Here is a 22,152-nt window from a genome sequence, read left to right as displayed (position 1 = left end):
ACCCATACCACCCCATTCAGGTCATCAAACCCATAAGCCACCTCCGGCCGACCCCGCAGCCGCCTCCCGGAAAAGCGGTCGGCCGCGGTCCGCCCGGCGCCGTACACTGGGCGGAGCGAAAAGCGTGGATGGGGACGAGTAGCGGCGTACGCAGCCCAGAGCGACCCGGGGACGGTGTGAGCCCGGGGGCGAGCGCGACGTGAAGATCACCCCGGAGCCGCCGGAAGAAAGCCGCAGCCGAGCGCAGCGGCCGGTAGAACCGGCATCGCGACCCCAATGAGGGGGCTCACCGGCGCACACCCCGTGCCGGAGGGCCAAGGAGGGTGGTACCGCGGGAGCGCGCCGAAGGCGGCGCAGGCAGACGTAGCTCTCGTCCCTCCGGACGGAAGGCAGCAAGTCCGCCGGAGGAAGCCCGCTGATGACATCGCCGACGTATCGCCAGGTACCCGCCCAGGTCGACCTGCCCGCCCTCGAGCACGCCGTGCTCGACTTCTGGCGCGAGCAGAAGATCTTCGCCAAGAGCCTGGAGCAGTCCGAGGGCCGCCCCGAGTGGGTGTTCTACGAGGGCCCGCCCACCGCCAACGGCATGCCCGGCGCCCACCACATCGAGGCCCGCGTCTTCAAGGACGTCTTCCCCCGCTTCCGCACCATGCGCGGCTACCACGTGGCCCGTAAGGCCGGCTGGGACTGTCACGGCCTGCCCGTGGAGCTCGCCGTCGAGAAGGAGCTCGGCTTCTCCGGCAAGCAGGACATCGAGGCGTACGGCATCGCCGAATTCAACGAGAAGTGCCGCGAGTCGGTGACCCGGCACACGGACGCCTTCGAAGAGCTCACGACCCGCATGGGCTACTGGACCGACCTGAACGACCCGTACCGCACGATGGACCCCGAGTACATCGAGTCCGTCTGGTGGTCACTGAAGGAGATCTTCGACAAGGGCCTGCTGGTCCAGGACCACCGCGTCGCCCCCTGGTGCCCCCGCTGCGGCACGGGCCTGTCCGACCACGAGCTGGCCCAGGGCTACGAGACGGTCGTCGACCCGTCCGTCTACGTCCGCTTCCCGCTCACCTCCGGCCCGCTCGCCGGCGAGGCGGCGCTCCTGGTGTGGACGACCACGCCCTGGACGCTGGTCTCCAACACGGCGGTCGCGGCGCACCCCGAGGTCACCTACGTCGTCGCCACCGACGGCGAGGAGAAGCTCGTCGTCGCCGAGCCGCTGCTCGCCAAGGCCCTCGGCGAGGGCTGGGAGAGCACCGGGCAGACCTTCACGGGCGCCGAGATGGAGCGCTGGACCTACCGGCGCCCCTTCGAGCTCGTCGAGTTCCCGGAGCCGGCGCACTTCGTCGTCAACGCCGAGTACGTCACCACCGAGGACGGCACGGGTCTGGTCCACCAGTCCCCCGCCTTCGGTGAGGACGACCTCAAGGTCTGCCGCTCCTACGGCCTGCCCGTGGTCAACCCGGTCCGCCCGGACGGCACCTTCGAGGAGGACGTCCCCCTGGTCGGCGGCGTCTTCTTCAAAAAGGCCGACGAGAAGCTCACCGCCGACCTCGACGAGCGCGGCCTGCTCTTCCGGCACATCCCGTACGAGCACAGCTACCCGCACTGCTGGCGCTGCCACACCGCGCTGCTCTACTACGCCCAGCCGTCCTGGTACATCCGCACCACGGCCATCAAGGACCGCCTCCTCGCGGAGAACGAGAACACCAACTGGTTCCCGGACACGGTCAAGAACGGCCGCTACGGCGACTGGCTCAACAACAACATCGACTGGGCGCTGTCCCGCAACCGCTACTGGGGCACCCCGCTGCCCATCTGGCGCTGCGAGGACGACCACCTCACCTGCGTCGGCTCCCTCACCGAGCTGACCGAGCTGACCGGCACGGACCAGTCGAACCTGGACCCGCACCGCCCGTTCATCGACGAGGTCACCTTCGCCTGCCCGCAGGGCGGTTGCGGCAAGACGGCCACGCGCGTGCCCGAGGTGATCGACGCCTGGTACGACTCGGGCTCGATGCCGTTCGCGCAGTGGGGCTACCCGTACAAGAACAAGGAACTGTTCGAGGCCCGCTACCCGGCGCAGTTCATCTGCGAGGCCATCGACCAGACCCGCGGCTGGTTCTACACGCTGATGGCGGTCGGCACGCTCGTCTTCGACAAGTCGTCGTACGAGAACGTGGTCTGCCTCGGTCACATCCTCGCCGAGGACGGCCGCAAGATGTCCAAGCACCTGGGCAACATCCTGCAGCCGATCCCGCTGATGGACCAGCACGGAGCCGACGCGGTCCGCTGGTTCATGGCGGCCGGCGGCTCACCGTGGGCGGCCCGCCGCGTGGGCCACACCACGATCCAGGAGGTCGTCCGCAAGACGCTCCTGACGTACTGGAACACGGTCGCCTTCCAGGCCCTGTACGCCCGTACGGCCGGCTGGGCCCCGTCCGAGGCCGACCCGGCCCCGGCCGACCGCCCCGTCCTGGACCGCTGGCTGCTGTCCGAACTGCACGCGCTGACCGACCAGGTCACCCAGGCGCTGGACGCCTACGACACCCAGCGCGCCGGCAAGCTGCTGTCCGCGTTCGTCGACGACCTGTCCAACTGGTACGTGCGCCGCTCCCGCCGCCGCTTCTGGCAGGGCGACAAGGCGGCGCTGCGCACGCTGCACGAGGTCGTCCGGACCGTGACGCAGCTCATGGCCCCGCTGACCCCGTTCATCACCGAGCGGGTCTGGCAGGACCTGATCGTCCCGGTCACCCCGGGTGCTCCGGAGTCGGTCCACCTGTCGTCCTGGCCGGAGGCGGACCTCACCGCCATCGACCCGGAGCTGTCGAAGCAGATGGTGCTGGTGCGCCGCCTGGTCGAGCTGGGCCGGGCCACGCGCGCGGAGTCGGGCGTCAAGACGCGTCAGCCGCTCTCCCGCGCCCTGATCGCGGCGACCGGCTTCGAGACGCTGGACACCGAACTGCGCGCGCAGATCACGGAGGAGCTGAACGTCGAGTCCCTGGCGACGCTCAGCGAGGTCGGCGGATCCCTGGTGGACACCACCGCGAAGGCCAACTTCCGCGCGCTCGGCAAGCGGTTCGGCAAGCGCGTCCAGGACGTCGCCAAGGCCGTCGCGAACGCGGACGCGGCCGCCCTGTCCCTGGCCCTGCGCGAGGGAACGGCGTCGGTGGAGGTCGAGGGCGAGACCATCACGCTGGCTCCCGACGAGGTCATCATCACCGAGACCCCGCGCGAGGGCTGGTCGGTGGCGTCCGACGCGGGCGCGACGGTCGCCCTGGACCTGGAGATCACGGAGGAGCTGCGCCGTGCGGGCCTCGCCCGTGACGCCATCCGCCTGATCCAGGAGGCCCGCAAGAACAGCGGCCTCGACGTGGCCGACCGCATCGCACTGCGCTGGACGGCGACGGACGCGGCGACGGTCGCGGCCCTCACCGACCACGCCGGCCTGATCGCCGACGAGGTCCTCGCCACGGACTTCGCCCAGGGCGAGGCGGACGGCGGCTACGGCGAGCCCTTCACCGACGAGGGCCTGACCCTGACGTTCCGCCTGCGCAAGGCGTAACCACCAGGCCCCGCCTGCCGAAGGCCCGGCCCTGCCAAAGATCTTGGCGGGTCCGGGCCTTCGGCGTTGCGTACGCACGACCGCCGACACGTTCGCACGAACACCGTCGCACGGACACGAACAGGCATGGCAAAGGGCGAGGCCCCGGGGGTGAACCCGGGGCCTCGCCCTGAACGCTGCCGACGCCTACGTCGTACTACTGGCCATCAGGCCGTCAGTTGTCGTCCTCGTCGATCAGGAAGCCCCGCATGGGCGAGGGCGCCTGGCCCATCGGCGACGGGCCCTGCGGACGCACCGGCGCCATCGGCTGGGTCATCGCCGGGGACATCTGCTGCTGGCCACCGTAGGACGGAGCGGACGGCGAGGGGGGGCCGCCCATCGTCTGGTTGCCACCGTAGGACGGGGCGCTCGCGCCGGCCGGTGCCATGGAGGGCGCCGGGGACGGCGGGAGGGACGCGGTCGCGGGAGTACGCGGCGGCGCCAGCGAGTCGTCGGCCTGGGTCTCCAGCTGGCGCAGCTGCGACTCCAGGTACGACTTCAGGCGCGTGCGGTACTCGCGCTCGAAGCCGCGCAGGTCCTCGACCTTGCGCTCCAGCGTGGCGCGGGCGGACTCCAGGGAGCCCATCGCGACGCGGTGCTTCTCCTGCGCGTCCCGCTCCAGGGCGTCGGCCTTGGCTCGGGCGTCACGCTCCAGACCCTCGGCACGCGAACGCGCCTCGCCGACGATCTTGTTGGCTTCGGAACGGGCCTCGGCGATCGCCTGGTCGGCGGTCTGCTGGGCCAGCGAGAGGACACGGGCGGCGCTGTCGCCGCCGGGGCCCTGACCGGGGCCGCCCATCGGACCGCCCATGGGGCCGCCCATCGGACCACCCATCTGCTGCTGCATCGGGGGCTGACCCATCGGACCCGGACCCTGGCCCATCGGACCGGGACCACCAGGACCCTGGGGACCACCCTGACCGCCGGGACCGGCGGGCAGCTGCGGGGCACCGCTCGGCAGCTGGGGCGGACCACCCATGGGGCCACCCATCTGCTGCTGCGGCGGGCCCGATATGCCGGCGGGTACGGGACCACCCGGACCGCGCATGCCCTGCTGCTGCTGTTGCTGCTGCTGGTCCTGCTCCGGCGGCTTGCGCATGTTCTGCTGGTTCTGCGCAGCAGCGCGCGTGGCCGCGGCCAGTTTGGCGCGCAGGTCCTCGTTCTCGCGGAGCAGGCGGGTCAGTTCGGCTTCGACCTCATCGAGGAAGGCATCGACCTCGTCCTCGTCATAGCCTTCTCGGAGGCGGACGGTCGTGAACTGCTTGTTCCGCACGTCCTCGGGGGTCAACGGCATCTCTTCACCTCAACGTAGTCGTCGGCATTCGGCAAGACCATGGTTCACATCGCTCACAGCCGGCTCACGATCGAGATCAGGATGTAGACGATGATCATCAGTACGAAGAAGGACAGGTCGAGCGCCACGCCCCCGAGACGCAGCGGCGGAATGAACCGCCGCAGAAGCTTGAGCGGTGGATCAGTGACAGTGTAGGTGGCCTCCAGAACGACCACCATCGCCTTGCCGGGTTGCCATGAGCGGGCGAACTGGAAGACGTAGTCCATGACCAACCGGAAGATGAGCACGATGAGGAAGCACATCAGCGCGATGTAGACGACATCCAAAACCACGCTCATGACCTCTTGCTTCCCTCTCCCCTGTGCCCTGCTGTGTAGTGCTGTGTACTGATGTTTCCGGTGGTGCGTCTCAGCTCTGGTTGAAGAACCCGCCCTCTGCGATGCGGGCCTTGTCCTCCGCCGTGACATCGACGTTAGCAGGCGACAACAGGAACACCTTCTGCGTCACCCGCTCGATACTGCCGTGAAGACCAAACACCAAACCGGCCGCAAAGTCGACAAGTCGCTTCGCGTCTGTGTCATCCATCTCAGTCAAGTTCATGATCACCGGGGTGCCCTCACGGAAGTGTTCCCCGATGGTACGGGCCTCGTTGTAGGTCCGCGGGTGGAGTGTGGTGATCCGGTAAGGCTCTCGTTCGGACACGACCTTGGGCATGATCACCGGTGCGTTCTTCTCCAGACTTGCGCGTTCTTGTGTGATGGATGCCACGGGCGCGATGCGCGCCGGGCGGCTGGATTCCGCGGGGAGCGAAGCGGAGCGGGGGGCAGGCTCGCGAGGTGCGGGCGGTTGTACGACTCGTACCTCTTCGTCCCTTTGGGGCTGATGTGAGACATGCGGCTGGTGGGACGGTTCGTGCCGACGGTGGTCCCGCTCGGGTTCCGGGTCCAGTTCCGGTTCGAAGTCGTCGTCGGGGTCGAATCCGCGGCCGTCGTACCCATCGTCCTCCACGAGGCCGAGGTAGACCGCCATCTTGCGCATCGCGCCGGCCATTCTCTGAGTCCTCCGCTCTGTGGTGGATCGGCTGACGACTGCCAAGTGCCCGCGATCCACGTGGTCCTTGAATCCGCCTTTCGGCGGCAATGACCATATTTTCTGCTGTGGTCCGACTTCTTGGCGACGTTACCCGAGCCCGGGGCGGACTCCGAGTACCGCGCTGCCGACGCGCACATGTGTCGCTCCGGCCGCCACGGCCTGTTCGAGGTCCGCACTCATCCCTGCCGAGACCATGGTGGCAGCCGGATGACTCCGGCGCAGGTCGGTCGACAAATCCATCAACCGCTCGAACGCCGCCTGTTCGCGCCCCGCGTACTCACCGGTGAGCGGTGCGACGGTCATCAGACCGGCGAGCCGCAGCCCGGGTGCGCCGGCGACGAGACCGGCCAACTCCTCGATGCCCTCGGGCGCCACGCCCCCGCGCTCGCCGCGCCCGCTCACCCCGGCGTCGAGCGCGACCTGCAGCAGGCATCCCAGCTCGCGTCCGGTCCGCCCGGCCTCCTTCGACAGGGCGGTGACGAGCCGGGACCGGTCCACGGACTGCACGAAATCGGCGTAATCGACCACGGATCGCACCTTGTTGGTCTGGAGTTGACCGACGAAGTGCCATGTCAGGGGCAGATCCGAGCAGGCGGCGGCCTTGGGGGCCGCGTCCTGGTCGCGGTTCTCGGCGACGTGCCGCACGCCGAGTTCCGCGAGGATCCGCACGTCGCTCGCGGGGTAGGTCTTGGTGACCACGATCAGGGTCACGTCCTCACGCGGGCGCCCCGCGGCCGCGCACGCGTCGGCGATGCGCCGCTCCACTTTCGCCAGATTCGCGGCGAGTTCGTCCTTACGGTCCGTCATGTCCTGTCAGTCCAGCCACACATAGCCCGCGAGCCGCCCGGTGGTGCGGTCGCGCCGGTACGAGAAGTGATCGCGTGATTCCAGCGTGCACACCGGCGATCGCTCCCGGTCGCGCACCCCGAGCCGGTCCAGCTGGGCGTGCACTCCGGCGCTCACGTCGACCGCCGGCGTGCCCCAGCTCGTCTCGGCGTACGCCGCCGGCTCGACGGCGGACACCTCGGCGCGCATCTCCTCGGGCACTTCGTAGCACCGGCCGCAGACGGTGGGTCCGGTACGGGCGACGATCCGGGAGGGGTCGGCGCCCAGGTCCGTCATCGCGCGCAGCGCGGCCGGGACGACACCGGCGATCATGCCGGGACGGCCCGCGTGGGCCGCGGCGGCGATCCCGGCGACGGGGTCGGCCAGCAGCACCGGCACGCAGTCGGCGGTGAGCACCGCGAGGGCGAGCCCCCGCCGCGTCGTGACGATCGCGTCGACCGACGGGATCTCCGGCGAGGATCCCCAGGGTTCGTCCACGACCACCACGTCCGCCCCGTGCACCTGGTTCATCCAGACCACCCGGTCCGGTCCGAGGCCCAGGGACTTGGCGGCCAGCTCCCGGTTGGTGCGTACGGCGCCGGGGTCGTCACCGACCGCTCCGCCGAGGTTGAGCTCCTCATACGGAGCGGCGCTCACCCCGCCCCACCGGTCGGTGAAGGCGAAGTGCGCGCCGCTCACGCTCTCGCGCTGTCCTATCACGTCAGAAGGATCACTTGAGGAAGTCCGGTACGTCCAGTTCCTCGGCCGCGCTGTCCGAGTAGGTGCGCGGCGCCGGCGGGACCGGCGGGGCGACCGGGATCTCCTCGACCGGCTTGGGCGCGGGCTCCGGGTCCTCCTTCGGCGTCACGCTGCCGAGCGAGCCGAAGGTCGGGCGGCTCTCGGTCTGCCGTGCCGGGGCCGGCTCCTCGCGCTTGGCCGAGGCCGAGCCGATCACGTTCTCCCGGCGGGCCGGGGGCTGGCCCCCGTCGAAGCCGGCGGCGATCACGGTGACCCGGACCTCGTCGCCGAGGGCGTCGTCGATGACCGCGCCGAAGATGATGTTGGCCTCGGGGTGGGCGGCCTCGCTGACCAGCTGAGCGGCCTCGTTGATCTCGAACAGGCCGAGGTCGGAGCCGCCGGAGATGGAGAGCAGCACCCCGCGGGCGCCGTCGATGGACGCCTCCAGCAGCGGCGAGGAGATCGCCATCTCGGCGGCGGCCACGGCGCGGTCGTCGCCGCGGGCGGAGCCGATGCCCATCAGGGCCGAGCCGGCCTCGGACATGACCGACTTGACGTCGGCGAAGTCGAGGTTGATGAGGCCGGGGGTGGTGATGAGGTCGGTGATGCCCTGCACACCGGAGAGCAGCACCTGGTCGGCCGACTTGAAGGCGTCGAGCACCGAGACCTGGCGGTCCGAGATGGACAGCAGCCGGTCGTTCGGGATGACGATGAGGGTGTCGACCTCTTCGCGGAGTTCGGCGATGCCGTCCTCGGCCTGGTTCGCGCGGCGCCGCCCCTCGAAGGTGAACGGGCGCGTGACCACACCGATGGTGAGGGCACCGAGCGAGCGGGCGATGTTGGCCACGACGGGCGCGCCGCCGGTGCCGGTGCCGCCGCCTTCACCGGCTGTCACGAAGACCATGTCGGCCCCCTTGAGGACCTCCTCGATCTCCTCGCGGTGGTCCTCGGCGGCCTTGCGGCCCACGGCCGGGTTGGCTCCGGCGCCGAGTCCGCGGGTGAGTTCGCGGCCGACGTCCAGCTTGACGTCGGCGTCGCTCATCAACAGAGCTTGCGCGTCGGTGTTGATGGCGATGAACTCGACGCCCTTGAGACCGACCTCGATCATCCGGTTGATGGCATTGACACCACCGCCGCCGACACCGATGACTTTGATGACTGCGAGGTAGTTCTGCGGTGCTGCCACGTCGAAGGCCTCTCGCCTCGAGTTACGTGTCGCCGAATCCCCGTGACGCCCTGCGCCCCGCGACCCGACGACTGATGCCGAATGGGACGGTCCGTATCGCCGACCCGAACCCTAACCCTGAAGTTTAGGGTTACCAGTGTGTCCGTTCCTTGGAGTCTTCTGAACAGGACACTAAGTCGACAAGTGGCGCACGTTCAACGAACACGCCGAACCTCCCGTTTTTCTTTTCACCCTATGTGATCAGCCGTAGCACTGCCCAACCAGGGTGCTGGCCTGCGCGGATGTGCGTCAACTCCCTGATGACGCGGGCGCGGTGGGAACGCTCACGTCGAAGTGCCGCGCGTCGCGCGAGGCTTTCATCAGGGCGGTCAGCGCACGGGCCTTCGCGGCCCCCTTCTCACTGCTGCCCCACATGACGGTACGGCCGTCCTTCAGCTCCAGCGAGATGTCGTCGTAGGAACGGAGCTTGACGGTCCGTGTGGCGCGGGCGACCGCGGCCGGAACGGCGCGGGCGACGCCGACGGCCTCGCGGACCAGTCGGGCCTCGCCGAAGCGGCGCAGACCGGCGGCGGCCGAGCCGGAGCGCGAGAGCGTCAATTCCAGCGCGGGCACGCCTTTCGGCGCCTCGGAAACCGTGGCGAAACGGACACCTTCATCGTCCACTTCGACGAACTTTCCGCCCTTTTGGACAATCAGAACCGGAGTCCGCTCGACCACTTTCAGGTCGATTCCGTGGGGCCAGGAACGGACCACGTCAACCGCGTCGATCCGGGGCAATTTCCGGCGCAGTCGGGTCTCGATGGCGTCGGTGTCGACGGAAATGAGCGGCTCCCCGAGGGGCACCTCGGCGGCGGCCCTGACCTGAGCCGGGGTCAGAACCCGGGTGCCGGACACCGATACCTTCTCGGCGCGCAGCCAGTCGGAGCCGTAGAACAGCCACAGGGTCGGGAAGCCGACGAAGACCACGGTCAGGCCCAGGATGACGATCACACGAACGTGGCGCCGCCTCAGACGCCTGACGGGAGGCGGGCCGGACGACTTCTGCTGGCGTTCACCGCGCTCGGCGGTGGTCGATCCGGCCACGCTCCCCTGCCTTCCGTCATACGGGCCTAGCGGTGTGCACGAGCGGCGGCGATCGCCTCGTACACCATGCCGACGAGCAGGTCGTCGGCGTCCCTTCGGCCGAACTCGGCGGCGGCGCGGGACATCTGGTACAGCCGGTGCGGGTCGGCGAGCACGGGCAGGACGTTCTGCTGGACCCACTCGGGGGTCAGCTCCGCGTCGTCGACCAGCAGGCCGCCGCCGGCCTTGACCACCGGCTGGGCGTTGAGCCGCTGTTCGCCGTTGCCGATGGGCAGCGGGACGTAGGCGGCCGGGAGCCCGACGGCGGAGAGTTCGGCGACGGTCATCGCGCCCGCGCGGCAGAGCATCATGTCGGCCGCGGCGTACGCGAGGTCCATCCGGTCCAGGTAACTTACCGGGATGTAGGGGGGCATCCCCGGCATCTGCTGGACCTGCGGCAGTTCGTTCTTCGGTCCCACCGCGTGCAGGATCTGGATGCCGGCCTGCTGGAGCCAGGGGGCGACCGTCTGCACGACCTCGTTCAGGCGGCGGGCACCCTGGGAGCCGCCGGAGACCAGCAGTGTGGGCAGGTTCGGGTCGAGCCCGAAGGCGGCCCGGGCCTCGGGGCGCACGGCGGCCCGGTCCAGGGTGGCGATGGAGCGGCGCAGCGGGATGCCGATGTAGCGGGCGCCGCGCAGCTTGCTGTCGGGCGTCGAGACGGCGACCTGGCTGGCGTAGCGCGAGCCGATCTTGTTGGCCAGGCCCGGGCGGGCGTTGGCCTCGTGGATGACGATCGGCACGCCGAGCCGCTTGGCCGCGAGGTAACCCGGCAGGGCGACGTAGCCGCCGAAGCCGACCACGGCGTCCGCCTTGGTGCGCTCCAGGATCTGCTCGGTCGCCTTGATGGTGCCGCGCAGCCGGCCCGGGACGGTGATCAGCTCGGGGGTGGGCTTGCGTGGCAGCGGGACGGCGGGGATCAACGCGAGTTCGTAACCGCGCTCGGGTACGAGACGCGTCTCCAGGCCTCGCTCCGTGCCCAGGGCCGTGATGCCCACGGTCGGGTCCTGCCTGCGCAGGGCGTCCGCGAGGGCGAGCGCGGGCTCGATGTGGCCCGCGGTTCCTCCGCCGGCGAGTACGACATGCACCGAAATTCACCGCTCTCCGGACGGACGCGCCGCCGTGGCGCGCCGTCGCATCGTGTTCCATCTCCGGGGACTCCGACCCGAACCGGTTCCCCCGGCCCCCCGCTTTCTACCAAAGCGAGGTTGCCGCATCGCAAGCGCTGCCCGCGCAGCGGGCTCGTCGCGCGCGAAGGCGATCAGGAGCCCGATGGCGAACATGGTCGGCAGCAGGGCGGATCCTCCGTAGGAGAACAGCGGGAGAGGCACGCCGGCGATCGGCAGCAGACCGAGCACCGCACCGATGTTGATCACGGCCTGGGCCGTGATCCAGGTGGTCACGCCTCCCGCGGCATACCTCACGAAGGGGTCCTCCGTGCGTCCGGCCACGCGGATACCCGCATAGCCTAGAGCCGCGAAGAGGGCGAGGACCGACAGCGTCCCCGCGAGGCCCAGTTCCTCACCGGTGACGGCGAAGATGAAGTCGGTGTGGGCTTCGGGGAGTTGGCCCCATTTCTCCACACTCGCGCCCAGTCCGGAGCCGAAGATTCCGCCGGAGGCGAGGGCGTAGATGCCGTGCACGGCCTGCCAGCAGTCGACGGGACCCGACTGGGGTTCGGTGGCGCCGAGGCACTGCAGGCGGGCCATGCGGTTGGGGCTGGTCTTGATGAGGATCAGGCCGAGCACCGCGGCGACCGACAGGACGCCGGCGAACAGCCGTGTGGGCGCTCCGGCCAGCCAGAGCAGGCCGAACAGGATGGCCGTGAGGATGATCGCCGTGCCCATGTCGCCGCCGATCATGATCAGCCCCAGCAGCATGAAGGCGGCCGGGACCAGCGGGACCAGCATGTGCTTCCACTGGGTCAGCAGCTTCCTGTCCTGCTTGCGGGCGAGCAGATCGGCGCCCCACAGCACCAGGGCGAGCTTGCCGAACTCACTGGGCTGGAGCTGGAAGGAGCCGCCGACGGCGATCCAGTTCTGGTTGCCGTTGACCGAGACTCCTATCCCGGGCACCTGCACCAGGGCCATGAGGAAGACGGCACCGGCGAGGATCGGGTACGCCAGGGCCCGGTGGAGTTTCACCGGCATGCGTGAGGCGGCGAACAGCAGACCGGCGCCGATGACCGCCGCGAGCAGCTGTTTGCGGAAGAAGTACGAGCCGGGCAGCGACATCTGCAGGGCGGTGATCTGGGAGGCCGAGTAGACCATCACCAGGCCCAGCACGGTGATCAGCAGGCTGCCGCCGAGGATCAGGTAGTAGGCGGTCAGCGGCCGGTCCCAGCCGCGGCGGGCGCGGGTGTACAGGCCGAGGACGCCGTTCTCCCGCGGGAGCCGGGTGGCCGCGGGCCGCTTGGGGGCGCGCGGGGTGGGGGGCCGTCCGGTGCGGCTGGTGGGCATCGCCGCTCACCCCGCCTTGCCGGAGGGGGACGTCGTGCGGCGCACGCTCCCCGGCCGCTCGGGCACCAGCCACATCCGTGTCACGCGTCCCTCCCAGGTACGCCCGGCGTCACCGCCGGGCGAGGCGGACCCGGGTCAGCCCTCGACGGAGCCGAGCTCGCGAACGGCGTCCGCGAAAGCGTCCCCGCGCTTGTTGTAGTCGGCGAACATGTCCATGGAGGCACAGGCCGGGGCCAGCAGCACCGTGTCGCCCGCCTGAGCGAGCCGTCGCGCCTCGTGGACCGCCGCGCGCATCGCCCCAGTGTCGGTCCGGTCGAGGTCGACGACGGGTACTTCGGGGGCGTGTCGCGCCAGCGCTTCGCGGATGAGCGCGCGGTCCGCGCCGATCAGCACGGCCGCGCGCAGCCGCTTCGCCGACTTGGCGACCAGCTCGTCGAAGGTGGCGCCCTTGGCGAGGCCGCCCGCGATCCACACGATCGACTCGTACGCCGCCAACGAGGCTTCCGCGGCGTGGGTGTTGGTCGCCTTGGAGTCGTCGACCCAGGCCACCCCGTCCACGTCCGCGATGTGCGCGATGCGGTGGGCGTCCGGGGTGAAGGCCCGCAGTCCGTCCCGGACGGCCCTGGCGGGCACGCCGTAGGCGCGGGCGAGGGCCGCCGCGGCGAGGGCGTTGGCGATGTTGTGCGGGGCCGGCGGACGGACGTCCGCGACCTCGGCGAGCTCCTGGGCGTTCTTCTGCCGGTTCTCGACGAAGGCGCGGTCGACCAGGATGCCCTCCACGACGCCGAGTTGGGAGGGTGCGGGGGTGCCGAGGGTGAAGCCGACGGCCCGGCAGCCCTCCTCCACGTCGGCCTCGCGGACCAGGTCCTCGGTGGCTTTGTCGGCCACGTTGTAGACGCAGGCGACCCGATTGCCCTCGTAGATACGGCCCTTGTCCTTGGCGTACGCCTCCATGGAGCCGTGCCAGTCGAGGTGGTCGGGGGCGAGGTTGAGCACCGCGGCCGAGTGGGCGCGCAGGGACGGCGCCCAGTGGAGCTGGTAGCTGGACAGCTCCACGGCCAGGACGTCGTACGTCTCCTCGCCGAGCACCGCGTCCAGCAGGGAGACGCCGATGTTGCCGACGGCGGCGGTGCGCAGGCCCGCCGCCTTCAGGATCGAGGCGAGCATCTGGACGGTCGTGGTCTTGCCGTTGGTGCCCGTGACGGCCAGCCAGGGCGCGGCGTCGGGGCCGCGCAGGCGCCAGGCCAGTTCGACGTCGCCCCAGACCGGCACGCCCGCCCGCTCCGCCGCCCCGAACAGCGGCTTGTCCGGCTTCCAGCCGGGCGCGGTGACGATCAGTTCGGTGCCCTCCGGGAGGCTGTCGCCGTCGCCGAGGCGCACGGTGATCCCGAGCGTCTCCAGTTCGGCGGCCTGCGCCCGCGCGCGTTCGTCCGCGCCGTCGTTGACGACCGTGACACGCGCTCCGAGACCGTGCAGCACCTTGGCCGCCGGGACGCCGGAGACGCCGAGTCCGGCGACGGTGACGTGCTTGCCCTGGAAGTCGAAGGGCTCCGAGGAGGTCACTTGTCCGCTGCCCATCCCGCGTAGAAGAGGCCGAGTCCGACGATCACACAAATGCCCTGGATGATCCAGAAACGGACCACGACGAGCACTTCGGACCAGCCCTTGAGTTCGAAGTGGTGCTGCAGTGGCGCCATCCGGAAGACGCGCTTGCCGGTGAGGCGGAACGAACCGACCTGGATCACCACCGACATGGTGATCAGGACGAACAGGCCGCCGAGGATGGCGAGCAGCAGCTCGGTGCGCGAGCAGATCGCGAGGCCGGCGAGCACACCGCCGAGCGCGAGCGAACCGGTGTCGCCCATGAAGATCTTGGCCGGCGAGGTGTTCCACCACAGGAAGCCCAGGCAGGCGCCCATCAGCGCCGAGGCGACCACCGCGAGGTCGAGCGGGTCGCGGACCTCGTAACAGGCCCCGGGGTTGGTCAGGGTGCCCGCGTTGGCGCAGGACTCCTGGAACTGCCAGACGCCGATGAAGGTGTAGGCGCCGAAGACGAGCACCGAGGCGCCGGTGGCCAGACCGTCCAGACCGTCGGTCAGGTTCACGCCGTTGGACATCGCGAGGATCATGAACAGCGCCCAGACCACGAACAGCACGGGGCCGATCGTCCAGCCGAAGTCCGTGATGAACGACAGCTTGGTGGAGGCCGGGGTGTTGCCGCGATTGTCCGCGAACTGCAGGGACAGCACCGCGAAGCCGATGCCGACGATCAGCTGGCCGGCCATCTTCGCCTTGGCCCGCAGGCCCAGCGAACGCCGCTTGACGATCTTGATGTAGTCGTCGAGGAAGCCCACCAGGCCCATGCCGACCATCAGGCCGAGCACCAGCAGACCCGAGAAGGTCGGCGCCGCGTCGGCCTCCGGGTCGAGGTAGCCCGTGATGACCTTGGCCAGGAAGTACGCGGCCACCGTCGCCAGGATGAACGCGATGCCGCCCATGGTCGGCGTACCGCGCTTGCTGGCGTGCTCGCGCGGGCCGTCGTCACGGATGTACTGGCCGTAGCCCTTGCGCGCGAGCAGCTTGATCAGCAGCGGGGTGCCGACCAGCGTGAGAAAGAGACCAATGACTCCTGCGAACAGGATCTGCTTCATCATCGGGCGGCAACCTCACCCTCGGCACCGGACTCCAGCAGCGCCTGGGCAACGCTTTCGAGCCCGACCGAACGGGACGCCTTCACGAGCACGACGTCCCCCGGGCGCAACTCGCTGCGCAACAGGTCGACCGCCGCCTGTGCGTCGGACACGTGCACCGACTCCTCACCCCACGAACCCTCGTTATATGCGCCCAGTTGCAGCCAGGCGGCTTCCCTGCCGCCGACCGCGACGAGCTTGCTGACGTTGAGCCGGACGGCGAGCCGCCCGACCGCGTCGTGCTCGGCGAGAGCCTCGTCCCCGAGCTCGGCCATCTTGCCGAGCACCGCCCACGTACGGCGTCCCTTGCCCATGGCCACCAGCGCGCGCAGCGCGGCCTTCATGGACTCGGGGTTCGCGTTGTAGGCGTCGTTGACGACCGTCACGCCGTCCGGGCGCTCGGTGACCTCCATCCGCCAGCGGGAGAGGGAGCCCGCCTCGGAGAGCGCGACGGCGATCTCGTCTGCGGACATGCCCAACTCGTGGGCGACGGCGGCCGCGGCGAGCGCGTTCGACACGTGGTGCTCACCGTACAGGCGCATGGTCACATCGCTTGCACCGGAGGGTGTGTGAAGCCTGAACGCGGGCTGTCCGGTGTCCGTGAGTCGCACGTTCTCGGCGCGAACGTCCGCTTCGTCGGACTCTCCGAAAAGGAGCACCTTCGCCTTCGTACGGGAGGCCATGGCCCGTACGTAGGGGTCGTCCGCGTTGAGGACGGCCGTGCCCCCGTCGGCCTCGGACGGCAGGGACTCCACGAGTTCGCCCTTGGCCTGGGCGATCTGCTCGCGGCCGCCGAACTCGCCGATGTGGGCGGATCCGACATTGAGCACCAGGCCGATCCTCGGCGGGGTCAGTTCCGTGAGGTAGCGGATGTGCCCGATGCCGCGGGCGCCCATCTCCAGGACGAGGAATCTCGTCTCCTCGGTGGCGCTGAGCGCGGTCAGCGGCAGCCCGATCTCGTTGTTGAGCGAGCCGGGCGTGAACACCGTCGGCGCCTTGCGCCGGAGCACCTGCGCGATGAGGTCCTTGGTGCTGGTCTTGCCCGCCGAGCCGGTGAGGGCGACGAGGGTGGCACCGAGGCGGGCCACGACGTGCCGCGCGAGGGCGCCGAGAGCGCTCTGGACGTCCTCCACGACGATCGCGGGCACGCCGACGGGACGGGTGCCGAGCACGGCCACCGCTCCCGCCTCGACGACCGCCGCCGCGAAGTCGTGGCCGTCCACGCGCTCCCCGGCGAAGGCCACGAACAGGCTGCCCGGCCCGGCCTCGCGGGAGTCCCGGACCACCGGTCCGGTGACCTGGACGGACGGATCCGGTATGTCGTGCGTCTGCCCGCCGACGACTTCTGCGATCTCGGCGAGGGAGAGGGCGATCACAAGTTCATCCCCTGGGTCTTCTGGATTTTCATCCCTGGGTCTTCTGGATGGCTTCGCGCAGCACCTGGCGGTCGTCGAAGGGACGGACCACCCCGGCGATGTCCTGGCCCTGCTCGTGGCCCTTGCCCGCGACCAGCACCGTGTCGCCGGGCTCGGCGCGGGCCACGGCGGCGGCGATCGCGGCGGCCCGGTCCTCGAAGACCTGCACCTCGCCGCGCTCGTGCGCGGGCACGGAGGCCGCGCCCTGCAGCATCGTGGCGAGGATCGCGAGGGGGTCCTCGCCACGGGGGTTGTCGGAGGTCAGTACGGCGGTGTCGGCGAGCCGCGCCGCCGCGGCGCCCATCGGCTCCCGCTTGGTCCGGTCCCGGTCACCGCCGCAGCCGAGGACGATGTGCAGCCTGCCCTCGGTGACCTTGCGCAGGGCGCGCAGCACGGACTCGACGGCGTCGGTCTTGTGCGCGTAGTCGACGACCGCGAGGTAGGGCTGCCCGGCGTCCACGCGCTCCAGGCGGCCCGGCACGCCGGGGACGGCGGCCACGCCGTCGGCGGCGGACTGCGGGTCGAGTCCGGCGACGGCGAGCGCGACGATCGCGGCCAGGGTGTTGGCCACGTTGAACGGGCCCGGCAGCGGCGACGTGGCGCTGATCCGCTCGCCCTTGGGCCCGACGACGGTGAACGTCGAGTCCAGCCGGCCGACCCGGACGTCCTCGGCGCGCCAGTCGGCGTCGGGGTGGCCCTCGGCGGAGTAGGTGACGACCGGGACGGTGGCTTCCTTCGCCAGCCTGCGACCGTACTCGTCGTCGACGTTGACCACGCCGAGCCTGCTCCGTTCCGGCGTGAACAGCTGCGCCTTCGCCTGGAAGTAGTCCTCCATGTCGGAGTGGAACTCCATGTGCTCCGGGCTGAGGTTGGTGAAGACGCCGATGTCGAAGACACAGCCGTCGACGCGGCCGAGCACCAGGGCGTGGCTGGAGACCTCCATGGCGACCGCCTCGACGCCGCGCTCGCGCATCACGGCGAACAGCGCCTGCAGGTCGGTGGCCTCGGGCGTGGTCCGCTCGGACTTGATGCGCTCGTCGCCGATGCGCATCTCGACCGTGCCGATCAGGCCGGTGGAGCGGACCGTCCTCAGGCCGCCCTCGACGAGGTAGGCGGTGGTGGTCTTGCCGGAGGTGCCGGTGATGCCGATCTGGAGCAGGTCCCGGCCGGGGTGGCCGTAGATCGTGGCGGCCAGCTCGCCCATCCGCCCGCGCGGGTCGTCGACGACCAGGACGGGCAGTCCGGACGCGGCGGCGCGCTCGGCGCCGGCCGGGTCGGTCAGCACGGCGGCGGCGCCCAGGCCCGCGGCCTGGTTCACGAAGTCCGCGCCGTGCAGGCGGGCGCCCGGGAGGGCGGCGTACAGGTCGCCCGGCCGCACGGCCCGCGAGTCATGGGTGATGCCCGTGACCTCGGCGGCGCCCTGCGGCGCGGGAGCACCCAGCTGAACGGCGAGTTCCGCGAGGGATGTGGCGGAGACCTGCACCGGCCTGGGCGGCCCGGGGTATGTCACGGGATGCCCCTTCTGGGTGGTTTGGGACTGATCAGCGTGTGGCACGGCGGTGAGCGTACCGGGCGTACCCGCCCGGGGGCGAAGTGAGGGGCCGGGGGTGCTCTGGTTCCCGGGGTCCGGGGTGATCGTCGTCACGAGGTGGTTCCTGGCTGTTTCGGTGCGGACCGGTGTGTGGGGCCGGTCAGCGCTGGAAGGTGACCGGGAGCTTGGCGGGCTTGGCCCCGGTCGGCGGGACCTGGAGGGACTTCAGCGCGAACTCCATGACCTGCTTGTAGACGGGTCCGCAGATCTGCCCGCCGAAGTAGCTGCCCTGGGTGGCGTTCTGGATGGCGCAGTAGACGGTGATGCGGGGTTGGTCGGCGGGCGCGAACCCGGCGAAGGACGAGGTGTAGCCGCGGTACTTGCCGGTGGCCGGATCCACGCGGTTGGCCGTGCCCGTCTTGCCCGCGACGCGGTAGCCGGGGATGCGCGCCTTGGTGCCGGTGCCCTCCTCGTCGTCCACCACGGACTCCAGCATCCGGGCGAGGGTCTTCGCCGTCTGCGCGCTCACGACCCGTGTCTTCTCCGGCTTGGGGGCGGGCGTGAAGCGGCCGTCGGGGCCCTTGGTGCCGCGGACGAGCGTGGGTTCGACGCGGACGCCGCCGTTGGCGATGGTCGAGTACACGGAGGCGGCCTGCATGGCGTTGATGGAGACGCCCTGGCCGAAAGGGATCGTGTACTGCTGCGAGGTCGACCACTTGTCCGGCGGGGCCAGGATGCCCTGGGTCTCGCCGGGGAAGCCCAGCCCGGTGTAACTGCCGAGGCCGAACTTGCGCAGGTAGTCGTAGAGGACCTTGTTGGCCTGCGCCTGCGTCTTGCCGAGCTGGCCGGTGGCGAGGATGGTGCCGATGTTGCTGGACTTGGCGAGGACGCCGTTGAGCGTCAGGTACCAGGTCGGGTGGTCGACGTCGTCCTTGAAGAGCCGGTCGCCGCGGTGCAGCCGGTTGGGCACGACCACGTGGGTCATCGGCGTGGCAACCCGCTCCTGGAGCACGGCGGCCATCGACATGACCTTGGCGGTGGAACCGGGCTCGAAGGCGTCCTGCAGCGCCGCGTTGCCGAGGGCGGCCGGGTCGGCGTCGGACAGGTCGTTGGGGTCGAACCCGGGCGAGTTGGCCATGGCCAGGATCTGGCCGGTGCGGGTGTCCTGGACGATGACGTAGCCGCGGTCGGCCGCCGACTCCTTCACCTGGTCGCTGATGGCCTTCTGGGCGGCCCACTGGATGTCCCGGTCGATGGTGAGCTCGACGTCGCTGCCCGGGACGGCGGGGGTCTCGGTGGCGCCCCCGGCGGTGGGGACGAGCCGGCCGCCGGACTGGGCGTAGCGGATCTTGCCGTCCTTGCCGGCCAGCTGCTTGTTCAGCTGCAGTTCGATGCCGCCGCCGGGCTTGCCCTCGCCGTTGACCCAGCCCAGTATCCCGGCGGCGAGGTCGCCGTTGGGGTACACGCGCTTGCTGGTGGCGACGGAGAACACGCCCGCGAGCACGTTGTGCGCCGACTTGTCCGTCTCCTCCTTCTTCGCGAGCGCGGACTTCAGGTCCTTGATCTGCTTCCAGACCTGCGGGGTCTGGCGGGAGGCCAGCTTGACGTAGCGCAGGGCCTTGTTCTTCGGCCGCAGCTTGCCGACCAGGGTCTCCTGGTCCTGGCCGAGGATCGGCGCGAGCAGGGCGGCGGCCTGCTCGGGCCCGTCGCCGATCTTCAGCATGCCGGGCGCGAACATGGTGGGGTCGGCCGTGATGTCGTAGGCGTCCTCGCTGGTGGCCAGGGCGACTCCGGAGCGGTCGGTGATCTCGCCGCGGTCCGCGGCCAGCACCTGCCCGACGTAGCGGTTCTGCTCGGCCTTGGCGGCGTACGTGCTCGCGTCGACGGCCTGCACCTGGAACAGCCGTACGACGAAGGCGAGCAGCACGAGGGTGAGCGCGAGCCCGACCAGCCGCAGCCGGGGGCGCGGGCTGCCCAGCCGGAGCGGCTTGGGCGCGGCCGGGCGTCCCGCTGCGGGCCGCCGGGCCGGCCGGGCACCGGGCCCGGGCCGGCGCCGGGCGTCGGGGCGGGCGGGCCTGGCGGGGCCGGGCACACGGCGGCGGGGCGGTTCCCTGTCGGACACTTCCGTCACCTGCCGGGGGTCGATGCGGTGCCGTCGGGCATGGCCTCGGGGGCGAGGACCAGGGGGACGTGGGCGGCGGCCGGACGGACGCCGGGAGCGGGGCTCGGGACGCCCTTGACCGTGCCGTCGGGGCCCAGGAAGGCGGGGTCGCCGCCGGGGACCATGCCGAGTTCGCGGGCACGGCGCTGGAGGGCCTCGGGCGCGGAGTAGGCGTCGATGTCCCGCTGCAGGGCCTGCTCCTCGTCGGTGAGGTTCTTGGTCTCGCGCTGGAGGTCGTCGAGCTGGAACGCGCCTTCGCTGACGGCCGAGTTCAGCACGAGGAGGCCGATGAGGCCGCCGCCGAGGAGGAGGACGACCAGGAGGACGAAGGGGGTGCGGGCGGCCTGCCCCGGGCCGGTGGGAAAGAGCCGTGCGAGACGCGCCGCCCTGCCGGTGAGTTCGGGTCTACTGCTCACGTCGCGCGCTCCCTCGGGTCCGCCCCGGCTCCGGCCCCCCGACCGGCGCTCCGCCGATCCGGAACGACCACCACCGGTCACCCGCTCGCGCTCCACCGGCCCGGGACGCCTGCCCGAGGCCCGCTCGCGCTCCACCGGCCCGAGACGCCCCCCGGTCACCGGCGCGCGCTCCACCCGCCCGGGACGACGGTCCCTCGCCCACCGGGGTTCCACCGGCCCGGGACCACCGCCCGGAAGCCGCTCGCGCTCCGACCGGCCGGGACGGCCGCCACCCGTCGCACACTCGCGTTCCACGGATCCGGGACGACGGTTCCCCACCCACCGGCGCTCCGCCGGCCCGGGACCACCGCCCGAGGCCCCCTCGCGCTCCGACCGGCCGGGACGGCCGCCACCCGTCACACACTCGCGTTCCATCGGTCCGGGACCACCCGTGGCTCACTCGACGTCCTCCCTGATGCGCTGGGCGCCGCGCAGCCGCGCCGGTGCCGCTCGCCGGTTCTCGGCGATCTCCTCCTCGGTGGGGAGTTCGGCACCGCGGGTGAGCAGCTTGAGCCGCGGCTGGTAGCGCTCGGGCACGACCGGCAGCCCGGGCGGCGCGGTGGTGGCGGCACCGGCCGCGAACACCTGCTTGACCAGCCGGTCCTCCAGCGAGTGATAGGACAGCACGGCGATCCGCCCGCCCACGTCCAGCGTCTTCACGGCGGCCGGGATCGCCCGTTCCAGGACGGCGAGTTCACCGTTGACCTCGATGCGCAGGGCCTGGAAGGTGCGCTTGGCCGGGTTGCCGCCGGTGCGCTTGGCGGCCTGCGGCAGGGCGTCGCGGATCAGCTCGACCAGCCGCGCGCTGGTGCTGAACGGCTCCTTCTCCCGCTCGCGCACGATCGCGCCGACGATCCGCTTGGCCTGCTTCTCCTCGCCGTACGCCCGCAGGATGCGGACCAGCTCGCCCGGCGGGTACGTGTTGAGGACCTCCGCGGCGCTGACCCCGGTCGTCTGGTCCATCCGCATGTCGAGCGGGGCGTCCTGGGCGTAGGCGAAGCCGCGGTCGGCCTCGTCGAGCTGCATGGAGGAGACGCCCAGGTCGAACAGGACGCCCTGCACGCGCGCGAGGCCGAGCCTGCGCAGCACGTCGGGGAGTTCGTCGTAGACGGCGTGGACGAGCGTGGCGCGCTCGCCGTAGGGCGCGAGGCGCTCGCCGGACAGGCGCAGGGCCTCCTTGTCGCGGTCGAGGGCGACGAGGCGGACGTCCGGGAACCGCTCGAGCAGCGCCTCGCTGTGGCCGCCGAGGCCGAGGGTGCAGTCGACGACCACGGCGTCCGGGCCCTGGAGGGCGGGTGCCAGCAGATCCAGGCACCGCTGGAGCATCACCGGGACGTGTCGACTCTCGCTCAAGGGGCCCTCTCAGATCCGGCGGGCCCGTACGTACGCGCCGCGCACGCGGGGAGATTCCCGGTCGTCGCCGGGGTCTCCGAAGAATTCAGTCCAGCGGGCAGAGTCTCGCCTCCCGCTTCGCGTCACTTTAGTCCACCCTGTCTCGCGGTCAATCAACCGGCCTGCGCGTCGCAGGCCCACGCCACACCACCCCTGTGGGTTACCTCACTCCAAGGACCGATGGCGTTCTTTGT

The 22,152-nt window shown here is 70.9% G+C and carries 17 protein-coding genes; 1 reads left to right on the top strand and 16 read right to left on the bottom strand.

The genetic code is table 11. The features are described from left to right. Positions 1-418: 418 nt before the first annotated feature. Positions 419-3,562 carry an isoleucine--tRNA ligase gene (ileS, locus tag ACIGAQ_RS14315; RefSeq protein ID WP_399782508.1) on the top strand — a complete coding sequence of 1,048 codons (3,144 nt, stop codon included), beginning with the start codon at positions 419-421 and terminating at the stop codon, positions 3,560-3,562. 214 nt (positions 3,563-3,776) lie between these two features. On the opposite strand, the gene ACIGAQ_RS14310 is transcribed toward ileS, so the two are convergent. The 16 genes from ACIGAQ_RS14310 to rsmH all read right to left on the bottom strand — a co-directional run bounded on the left by ACIGAQ_RS14310 (position 3,777) and on the right by rsmH (position 21,919). Then, on the bottom strand, positions 3,777-4,895 hold the full coding sequence (locus ACIGAQ_RS14310) for a DivIVA domain-containing protein (protein ID WP_362280483.1): 1,119 nt from the start codon (positions 4,893-4,895) through the stop codon (positions 3,777-3,779). A 53-nt stretch (positions 4,896-4,948) separates the two neighbouring features. Continuing rightward, the gene (locus tag ACIGAQ_RS14305; protein ID WP_007448661.1) at positions 4,949-5,233 is read right to left on the bottom strand and encodes a YggT family protein; all 285 of its coding nucleotides are present in this window, start codon (positions 5,231-5,233) and stop codon (positions 4,949-4,951) included. A gap of 70 nt (positions 5,234-5,303) precedes the next feature. Then, positions 5,304-5,945, bottom strand: a complete 642-nt coding sequence (locus ACIGAQ_RS14300; protein ID WP_094052512.1) for a cell division protein SepF — start codon at positions 5,943-5,945, stop codon at positions 5,304-5,306. Positions 5,946-6,074: 129 nt separating this feature from the next. After that, a complete protein-coding gene (locus ACIGAQ_RS14295; protein ID WP_399782503.1) occupies positions 6,075-6,794 on the bottom strand; it encodes a YggS family pyridoxal phosphate-dependent enzyme in 720 nt (239 codons plus the stop codon). A gap of 6 nt (positions 6,795-6,800) precedes the next feature. After that, positions 6,801-7,532, bottom strand: coding sequence for a peptidoglycan editing factor PgeF (gene pgeF, locus ACIGAQ_RS14290; RefSeq protein ID WP_362280474.1), 732 nt, complete (start codon positions 7,530-7,532; stop codon positions 6,801-6,803). Between the two features lie 10 nt (positions 7,533-7,542). Then, positions 7,543-8,736, bottom strand: a complete 1,194-nt coding sequence (gene ftsZ, locus ACIGAQ_RS14285) for a cell division protein FtsZ (RefSeq protein WP_311687657.1) — start codon at positions 8,734-8,736, stop codon at positions 7,543-7,545. Between the two features lie 288 nt (positions 8,737-9,024). Continuing rightward, positions 9,025-9,819 carry a cell division protein FtsQ/DivIB gene (locus ACIGAQ_RS14280; RefSeq protein WP_399782500.1) on the bottom strand — a complete coding sequence of 265 codons (795 nt, stop codon included), beginning with the start codon at positions 9,817-9,819 and terminating at the stop codon, positions 9,025-9,027. A gap of 26 nt (positions 9,820-9,845) precedes the next feature. Next, entirely contained in the window at positions 9,846-10,943 is a 1,098-nt protein-coding gene (murG, locus tag ACIGAQ_RS14275) for an undecaprenyldiphospho-muramoylpentapeptide beta-N-acetylglucosaminyltransferase (protein WP_010039354.1), read from the bottom strand. A 6-nt stretch (positions 10,944-10,949) separates the two neighbouring features. Beyond that, entirely contained in the window at positions 10,950-12,314 is a 1,365-nt protein-coding gene (ftsW, locus tag ACIGAQ_RS14270) for a putative lipid II flippase FtsW (RefSeq protein ID WP_399782496.1), read from the bottom strand. A 135-nt stretch (positions 12,315-12,449) separates the two neighbouring features. Then, on the bottom strand, positions 12,450-13,892 hold the full coding sequence (gene murD / locus ACIGAQ_RS14265; RefSeq protein WP_399782493.1) for a UDP-N-acetylmuramoyl-L-alanine--D-glutamate ligase: 1,443 nt from the start codon (positions 13,890-13,892) through the stop codon (positions 12,450-12,452). Next, a complete protein-coding gene (gene mraY, locus ACIGAQ_RS14260) occupies positions 13,874-14,965 on the bottom strand; it encodes a phospho-N-acetylmuramoyl-pentapeptide-transferase (protein ID WP_094052719.1) in 1,092 nt (363 codons plus the stop codon). The genes murD and mraY overlap by 19 nt, the downstream gene beginning before the upstream one ends. Then, positions 14,965-16,380 carry a UDP-N-acetylmuramoyl-tripeptide--D-alanyl-D-alanine ligase gene (gene murF, locus ACIGAQ_RS14255; RefSeq protein WP_311687647.1) on the bottom strand — a complete coding sequence of 472 codons (1,416 nt, stop codon included), beginning with the start codon at positions 16,378-16,380 and terminating at the stop codon, positions 14,965-14,967. Before murF ends, mraY begins: the two co-directional genes overlap by 1 nt. 28 nt (positions 16,381-16,408) lie before the next feature. Continuing rightward, positions 16,409-17,929, bottom strand: coding sequence for a UDP-N-acetylmuramoyl-L-alanyl-D-glutamate--2,6-diaminopimelate ligase (locus ACIGAQ_RS14250; RefSeq protein WP_362280460.1), 1,521 nt, complete (start codon positions 17,927-17,929; stop codon positions 16,409-16,411). A gap of 181 nt (positions 17,930-18,110) precedes the next feature. Then, on the bottom strand, positions 18,111-20,072 hold the full coding sequence (locus ACIGAQ_RS14245) for a peptidoglycan D,D-transpeptidase FtsI family protein (protein WP_399782489.1): 1,962 nt from the start codon (positions 20,070-20,072) through the stop codon (positions 18,111-18,113). A 5-nt stretch (positions 20,073-20,077) separates the two neighbouring features. Then, entirely contained in the window at positions 20,078-20,527 is a 450-nt protein-coding gene (locus ACIGAQ_RS14240; protein ID WP_311687643.1) for a septum formation initiator family protein, read from the bottom strand. A gap of 435 nt (positions 20,528-20,962) precedes the next feature. Next, positions 20,963-21,919 carry a 16S rRNA (cytosine(1402)-N(4))-methyltransferase RsmH gene (rsmH, locus tag ACIGAQ_RS14235; protein WP_362280453.1) on the bottom strand — a complete coding sequence of 319 codons (957 nt, stop codon included), beginning with the start codon at positions 21,917-21,919 and terminating at the stop codon, positions 20,963-20,965. Between the last annotated feature and the right edge of the window lie 233 nt (positions 21,920-22,152).

This window comes from Streptomyces sp. NPDC085932, assembly GCF_044540525.1.
Taxonomy (GTDB): Bacteria; Actinomycetota; Actinomycetes; order Streptomycetales; family Streptomycetaceae; genus Streptomyces; species Streptomyces levis.
This window is presented reverse-complemented; position numbering and strand designations above follow the sequence as displayed.

Bases quoted from the DNA above. Each gene is read 5' to 3' on its own strand.
- ileS (WP_399782508.1), top strand. From the start codon at position 419: ATGACATCGCCGACGTATCGCCAGGTACCCGCCCAGGTCGACCTGCCC.
- ACIGAQ_RS14310 (WP_362280483.1), bottom strand. From the start codon at position 4,895: ATGCCGTTGACCCCCGAGGACGTGCGGAACAAGCAGTTCACGACCGTC.
- ACIGAQ_RS14305 (WP_007448661.1), bottom strand. From the start codon at position 5,233: ATGAGCGTGGTTTTGGATGTCGTCTACATCGCGCTGATGTGCTTCCTC.
- ACIGAQ_RS14300 (WP_094052512.1), bottom strand. From the start codon at position 5,945: ATGGCCGGCGCGATGCGCAAGATGGCGGTCTACCTCGGCCTCGTGGAG.
- ACIGAQ_RS14295 (WP_399782503.1), bottom strand. From the start codon at position 6,794: ATGACGGACCGTAAGGACGAACTCGCCGCGAATCTGGCGAAAGTGGAG.
- ftsW (WP_399782496.1), bottom strand. From the start codon at position 12,314: ATGCCCACCAGCCGCACCGGACGGCCCCCCACCCCGCGCGCCCCCAAG.
- murD (WP_399782493.1), bottom strand. From the start codon at position 13,892: ATGGGCAGCGGACAAGTGACCTCCTCGGAGCCCTTCGACTTCCAGGGC.
- mraY (WP_094052719.1), bottom strand. From the start codon at position 14,965: ATGAAGCAGATCCTGTTCGCAGGAGTCATTGGTCTCTTTCTCACGCTG.